Raw genomic sequence first — 7,003 nt, 5'->3', positions numbered from 1 at the left:
GGCGGAATTGGCAGACGCGCTGGACTCAAAATCCAGTTCCTTCACGGGAGTGCCGGTTCGACCCCGGCCGCCGGTATCATTTAAAGCAGCTTCTGTTTCTTTTCGAAATAGAAGCTGCTTTTATATATAAATAAATATTAGTACTTGTCCTTATAAAAGAAAAAGCTGTCTCCAGTGCTGGAGGCAGCTTTTTTTATTTAAACCGTTAGTGAATCCAGCAGGCTTTTCACATTTTTGAACTTATAGCCTAAATCACGCGCAACGGCTTCAAAGGTTACATAGCCGCCATACGTATTTACACCGCTTTCAAGGGCTGGATTTTGTTTAATAGCCTGCTCAAAGCCTTTATTTGCGATTTGAAGGGCGTAAGGTACCGTAACGTTGGTTAATGCAATGGTAGAGGTACGCGGAACTGCTCCTGGCATATTTGCTACAGCATAATGAACAACCTCATGTTTTTCATAAGTCGGATTTGTATGAGTTGTAATACGATCTACTGTCTCAAAAATACCTCCTTGGTCAATGGCTACATCCACGACAACCGAGCCTGGTGACATTGCTTTTACCATTTCTTCTGTTACCAGCTTCGGCGCTTTAGCACCCGGAATTAAAACGGCACCGATAACAAGATCGGATTCTTTTACAGATTCAGCGATGTTTAATGGATTTGAGATAAGAGTTTGAACACTTGCGCCAAAGATTTCTTCAATCTGGCGAAGACGATCTGCGCTTAAGTCAATGATTGTAACGTCTGCTCCGAGCCCAACGGCAATGCGGGCTGCATTTGTACCAACCATACCGCCGCCGATAATGGTTACACGGCTTCGTTTTACCCCTGGAACACCGCCGAGCAGAACGCCTTTTCCGCCGTTATTCTTTTCTAAAAATTGAGCCCCGATTTGCGTAGCCATTCGACCGGCAACCTCACTCATTGGTGAAAGGAGAGGCAGCGTGCCGCCTGCTGTAACGGTTTCATAAGCAATACCGGTTACACCGCTGTCGACTAGCGCTTTTGTAAGTGCTGGTTCAGCTGCAAGGTGGAGGTAAGTAAAAAGAAGAAGGTCTTTACGGAAATATTGATATTCAGAAGCAAGCGGTTCTTTTACTTTCATCACCATATCTGCACGGTTCCAAACATCTCCTGCTGAATCAAGTACTTGAGCGCCGTACTGTTCATATTCTGCGTCTGTAAATCCGCTTCCTAAGCCGGCTCCTTTTTCGATCATGACATCATGTCCTGCGGCCACAAGTGTGGCAACTCCTGACGGCGTAATAGCCACACGGTTTTCATTATTTTTAATTTCAGCTGGGATCCCAATCAACATCACGATCATCCTCTCGTATTTGTTGCCTTTATTGTAGGAGAAAAAGAAAAAAATGACATCGTTTTGAATGTTAAAAAAAATGAAGATCATTTGTGGAAAAATACAAAAGGGAAATGCTCTTTGTTTATAACGGAAATCTTGTAATCGGTTACTAGCGCTTTATTACCGTATTTATTATGTGTTTTAAACAGTATTCAATTCACTGAAAAGAGGTTCGTATAAAGCTTCGAATAATGAAAAAACATTGTGAGAAAATCTAACAATAGAGAGGCAGGGAGAGAAAAAGAGGAGGCTGATAATAAAAAACCGCCTCTGCTAAGGCGGTTTTTAAGATGAAAGACCGGTAATCAAGGCAAGATAAAGAGAAAAAACAAGCAGCATGCTCATGAAAAATGTAATGCCCGCTTCTTTTTTCCGATATCCCCAAAAGCCAATTGCTAAAAAAACAAGGGCAAGAAACATAAATAGCATATTTAATGGTGACCAGCCAAGCTGCAGCGGCAAAGCAGACGGCAGGGAGCCGTTGTAAAAGAAAGCGAATAACGGTGAGTAACGGCCTTCGCTGACTGCGTGAGGCGGCTCTTGCTGGCCAAGAAACGCTGTTGTGCCAAAGATCAATAATAAAATAAGGCTTTCTGCTTTTATCCAGGGCTTTGGGTGAACGTCCCGGCGCTCTTGCAGTTTTCGTTTGAAAAGAAACCCATTTATAAACGCAAACAGCAAAATCGGCAGAACCAGTAAGTGCTTGATTAAAAGTGCCTGCCCATAATTAAGTGACCAGTCATTTGCATAGTCACGAACGTCTAAAATGATGGTCATCATCCAAAAGCCAGACAGAGCGGTGAATAACAAACAAATAGCAGCTACTGGCGAAAACCATTTTAAAAAAGCGAGCCAGTTTGCTTCATCACGTGCAAACCAGCCAGCCATAAGCAGCAGGCCAGCCCAAACGGATACTGCTGTAAAATGCACAGCATGGGAAAGGACACCGGTCCAATCGGTTAAAGAAGCGGCATGGCTCGACCAGCTGATCGAGCCAATCAGCAAAAGAATAAAACCGAGTCCGCCAGCTGTAAAACGTTTATCTGTTAAAACAGGAAATGTAAACAAGTACAGTGCGAAAAAAAGTGCAACAGCAAGAGTGAATGCCCAAGCCTTCCCGACCGTAAATCCTAGAATGACCGTTTGTGCCACAGACATTACGCCGCTTCCTGCCGCAAGTTCCAGAATCAATACAGCTGCCGGCACAAAAGCAAAAAGAGCGACACCGGCTATAGCCCCGTAAAGCCAGCGTTCTCGAACGAGAATCGCTGGCTTTTTATGCGCAGGAACAAGCTGTATAAGGAAAGCGCCCATTAATAAAGAAAAACAGCTGTATAAAAGGGTTTCCGACGCATAAAGCACAGCCATTATTTTTTTCCTTTTCTCATAAGCAGAATAACGGCCAGCAATGCGGCAGCTACGATCACACCGATAATAATCGGCATGGAGGAAGAGGATCCTTTTTCTTCCTGCTGTACATCAGCAGCGGGTTGTTCCTCTGTTTGATCTGTTGTTACTTCTTCCTCCGGCGCTGTTTCCTCCGCCGGCTCTTCCGCCTGCTCGGCTGCAACCGTAAATCCATAGGTTCCTTCGATTAAGTGCCCATCTTCACCGACAATCCGCCAATCAATCGTATAAGAACCGTTTTTCAGCGGTTCCGCCGCGGACCCGCTTAATACATTGTTCTGTACTTGAACCTTTTCAAGCGGAACCTCTCCGGTTTCATTTTTCAGTGTGAAGCTGCTTCCCTGTTCAATTGGCGTTTCAAATGTCAAAGAAAGATCCTGAATCGGCTCTTTTACAGTGTCCCCGTCCGCAGGAGAAGAACTTTCCAATCCCGTATGGGCGGATACAGCAGGCGAAAACAGAAATAATAAGCTAAAAAGGAAAACAAATATTTTTTTCAATTGATTCACCTCAATTCATAAATGGTTCATAAATACTATACCACTGTTGAAAACAAAACGAATGAAAACCGCTTTGAGATCACAAAGGTGTCAAAAAACAAAGAAAAAGCACACAAACTGTTCACAAAAGGAGTAGGGGAAGTCTGAACTGGGAAGTAAGTCTAAAAAAGACGAATGAAGAGAGGAACGATCCATGCACATTCCATTTAAACAATTACCTGCTGTTTCTGCCATCCATCTTTTTGGCCCGTCCCGTCCTGACATCTCTGGAGTTACATACAATTCACAGGCAGTAAAGCCCGGTTTTGCTTTTTTTGCTATCGCAGGGGAGAACACAGATGGCCATGATTATATTGAGCAGGCGATTGATGCCGGTGCATCTGCTGTAATTGGCACCGATGAAGAGATTCTTCATTCGTTTCACGAGCGGTTTCCAGCTGTTACATTCGTTTCAGTAACGGATTCTCGTGCGGCTATGGCTCATGTGTCGGATTATTTTTATGAACATGTACAGGAACGCCTCATCAAAGTAGGAGTCACGGGCACAAACGGTAAAACGACAGTGGCTACGTATGTGCAAAGTTTATTCAACCTGCTTCATATTCCATGCGGCATGCTCGGGACAACCGGGATTTGGAAAGCAGCTGAAAAAATGCCATACAACAAAAGCACACCGACTACGCCAATGTCCTCAGACATTCATTTTATTTTTAAGGAACTGCACAGGTCGAATCATGAAGCGGCAGCGATGGAGGTTTCTTCTATTGCACTCGACCAAAAGCGGGTGGAAGGCATTTTATTTGATATAGCCATTCATACCAACTTTTCAGAAGAGCATTTGGAATATCATAAAACAATGGAGCATTATAAGCAGTCTAAGCTGCAGCTTTTTGAGCAGTCGTCAGTCGGTGTGGTGAATCTGGATGATGCAGGCATGTCAGAGGATATTCTCAAAGCAGCTAAAGGCCGTCTTATTACGTACAGCCGCGAACCGCTGTCAGGAGCTGATTTAATTTGGACAGACTGCCGGCATCATGAGGAAGGCATGACATTTCAACTGTTGTATACCGGGAAGCCATATGCGATATCCGTACCGCTCTACGGAGAATATAATGCCGGAAACCTTACAGCAGCGGTTGCAGCCGCTTTGTCTCTTGGAATCAGTATGGAAGAAATCGTTTCTGTTCTGCCAAACATGAAACAGGTAGAGGGCCGTTTTCAAGTGATTCACGGACCGGACAACCGGAAAGTCATTATAGACTATGCTCATACGCCCGTAGCTCTTGATCAAATTTTAACTGAAGTACGGCGTATTCCACATGCTCGCTTGATTGCGATGATCGCGGGCATTGGCATTCGAGACTTTGGGAAAATGCCCAAAATGGCACAGGCGGCAGAAGGAAAAGCAGAGGTAATCGTCGTAACGGTAGATCACCCGGGACCCCATAATCCAAACGACATTATTGGACGTGTAGTCAGTGGGTTTTCAAATCCAAAAGAACTCATTTTGACGGCTGCCACAAGACGGGAAGGTGTGATCCGGTCACTTGAGGAAAGCAGGCCGAACGACATTATCCTGCTTACGAGTGGCTGCATCAATGGCTGTCAAATCGTAGCAGGAAAGCATATTCCTCATTCAGACGAGGCAATTATTAATGAGTTTTTTAACAGTGCTTCATTCTCACAGGCAATGAAATTTGGTGCAGAACAAAGTGGGTATGTAGCACAAAGCCAAAAAAGTCTATTTTAAATTAACGAAATTAGATTTTAGTTAAAAAACCGCTTAGAAGACAGAAATTATTGTCTCCTAAGCGATTTTTTTTGTTTATTTATACTTCTGCAAACTAAATGTTTTTTTATGTCTGAGAATATACAGAGCATTGAATGTTAAAGAATAAAATACTTTATCGGTTCTATTTTAAAAAATACGATCTACCGACGATTGAAGCAGTACCTTCTCTTGGTTTCTGCATATAATTACAGGGAACTTTCTAAAACAGGAGGAGTAGACGAATGAATAAAGAAATTTTAAGTTCATTAGTTGGTAAAGTCGTTAAGGTCAATAGAGGCGGCCATGATTCTCGAGTTGGACAATTGCTTGCAGTAGAAGAGGATTACTTTGTGCTTCTTACAAAAGAAGATGGTGTTCTTTACTACAAAGGCCACCATGTTAAAAGCTTAACGGACAATACGAAGAAAGGTCTCGAATTCAACCTCCTTGTTCCTGAAGATTTTACGTATATCGCTGGAAAAGTGTTCACAGACGTTTTGAACAATTTAAAGTATAAATGGGTGACAATTAATCGGGGCGGGCATGAAAAATATCAAGGCGTACTCGATGAGATTAATGATGATTATGTCACAATTGTTTATAATGAAGAAGTTATTCGTGTATCGACGTTCCATATTAAAAACATTAGTTACGATTTGAAAATTGAGGATCCAGATAAAGATAAAAAAGAAAAAGAGGATGAGAAGAACAAGAAAGGATCAGATAAGAAAGAAAAAGAGGAAGAAACTCAATAAACAGAAAGCAATAATTATTCGTAGCAATCATCATAAAAAAAGAAATCGGAGTCTCTTTGAAATGAGGAATGGGATAAGCAATTATGTCATATTCTCTTCATTCAAAGGGACTTTTGTTTGATAAAAGGGTTTTTAACCTGTGAGGGGGGGAAGAAATGTCGAGCCCTTTTTTTTCTGATGCACTTAGACCATTTATTGGTTATTCGGTAGGTGTCTTCTCAAATGATGGGATACTTATAAAAGGAATAATGGTCGATGTAAAAAAAGATTATTTAATTTTACAAATTACAGAAGAAAAATACATTTACCATCACCTCGCGCAGATAAAGTCTGTTTCAAAAAATGCAAAAGATATGCAGACAAATACGGTTACTAAGAATTATTTAGAGGCGGAACAGCTTCATGAAATTTTAGAACAGTGTAAGTATAGCTGGGTAACAATCAATTGTTATAACGATCAGTTTGTTACAGGCTTTTTAAGCCGGGTCTTTGATGACCATCTTATTCTCATTAGTGGGGAAGAAAAAATAATTGTGCAAAATGCATGCATTATCAATATATTCCCAGGTGTTCATGAGCTTGCTGATACTGAAGAAACCGAAGAGCAGGAAGAGGAGCCTTCCACTCAGATGGAAGAACAGAAAGAAATAAATAAAAAGGAAGTTTCCTTAAACAGCTCAGAAGAACCGGAAGAGCAGAAAGAAGAACCTGTCGCTCAGATGGAAGAACAGAAAGAAATAAATAAAAAGGAAGTTTCCTTAAACAACTCAGAAGAACCGAAAGAGCAGAAAGAAGAACCTTTCGCTCAGACGGAAGAACAGAATGAAAAAAATGAAGAGGAAGCTTTCTCCAACAGCTCGGAAGAACCGAATGAGCAGGAAGAAGAACCTTTCGCTCAGACGGAAAAACAGAATGAAAAAAATGAAGAGGAAGCTTTCTCCAACAGCTCGGAAGAACTGAATGAGCAGAAAGAAGAACCTTTCGCTCGGACGGAAGAACAGAATGAAAAAAATGAAGAGGAAGTTTCCTTAAACGGCTGGGAAGAACCGAAAGAGCAGAAAGAAGAACCTTTCGCTCAGACGGAAGAACAGAATGAAAAAAATGAAGGGGAAGCTTTCTCCAACAACTCGGAAGAACCGAATGAGCAGGAAGAAGAACCTTTCGCTCAGACGGAAAAACAGAATGAAAAAAATGAAGAGGAAG

Annotated in this window: 5 protein-coding genes and 1 pseudogene; 3 read left to right on the top strand and 3 right to left on the bottom strand. The window is 41.9% G+C overall.

Annotated features, from left to right (window positions below; genetic code table 11):
• Nucleotides 1–197: 197 nt before the first annotated feature.
• The 3 genes from ald to L2D08_RS23345 form a co-directional block, all read right to left on the bottom strand.
• On the bottom strand, nt 198–1,325 hold the full coding sequence (gene ald / locus L2D08_RS23355; protein ID WP_242237910.1) for an alanine dehydrogenase: 1,128 nt from the start codon (nt 1,323–1,325) through the stop codon (nt 198–200).
• Between the two features lie 327 nt (nt 1,326–1,652).
• Nucleotides 1,653–2,735 (bottom strand): copper resistance D family protein, encoded by a 1,083-nt coding sequence (locus L2D08_RS23350; RefSeq protein ID WP_242237907.1) that lies wholly within the window; start codon nt 2,733–2,735, stop codon nt 1,653–1,655.
• Nucleotides 2,735–3,274 (bottom strand): copper resistance CopC family protein, encoded by a 540-nt coding sequence (locus L2D08_RS23345; RefSeq protein ID WP_242237906.1) that lies wholly within the window; start codon nt 3,272–3,274, stop codon nt 2,735–2,737. Before L2D08_RS23345 ends, L2D08_RS23350 begins: the two co-directional genes overlap by 1 nt.
• 193 nt (nt 3,275–3,467) lie before the next feature.
• Between L2D08_RS23345 and L2D08_RS23340 the strand changes: the two genes are divergently transcribed.
• From L2D08_RS23340 to L2D08_RS23330, 3 genes and pseudogenes are all read left to right on the top strand, one after another.
• Nucleotides 3,468–5,024 (top strand): UDP-N-acetylmuramoyl-L-alanyl-D-glutamate--2,6-diaminopimelate ligase, encoded by a 1,557-nt coding sequence (locus tag L2D08_RS23340; RefSeq protein ID WP_242237904.1) that lies wholly within the window; start codon nt 3,468–3,470, stop codon nt 5,022–5,024.
• A 263-nt stretch (nt 5,025–5,287) separates the two neighbouring features.
• Nucleotides 5,288–5,800 carry a hypothetical protein gene (locus tag L2D08_RS23335; protein ID WP_242237901.1) on the top strand — a complete coding sequence of 171 codons (513 nt, stop codon included), beginning with the start codon at nt 5,288–5,290 and terminating at the stop codon, nt 5,798–5,800.
• Between the two features lie 155 nt (nt 5,801–5,955).
• Nucleotides 5,956–7,003 (top strand): annotated as a pseudogene (locus L2D08_RS23330) (hypothetical protein); the annotation flags it as partial.

It is taken from the genome of Domibacillus sp. PGB-M46, from assembly GCF_022668875.1.
In the GTDB taxonomy this organism is placed as follows: domain Bacteria; phylum Bacillota; class Bacilli; order Bacillales; family Domibacillaceae; genus Domibacillus.
The sequence above is the reverse complement of the archived record's forward strand: the minus strand, read 5'-3'. Positions and strand labels throughout refer to the sequence as shown.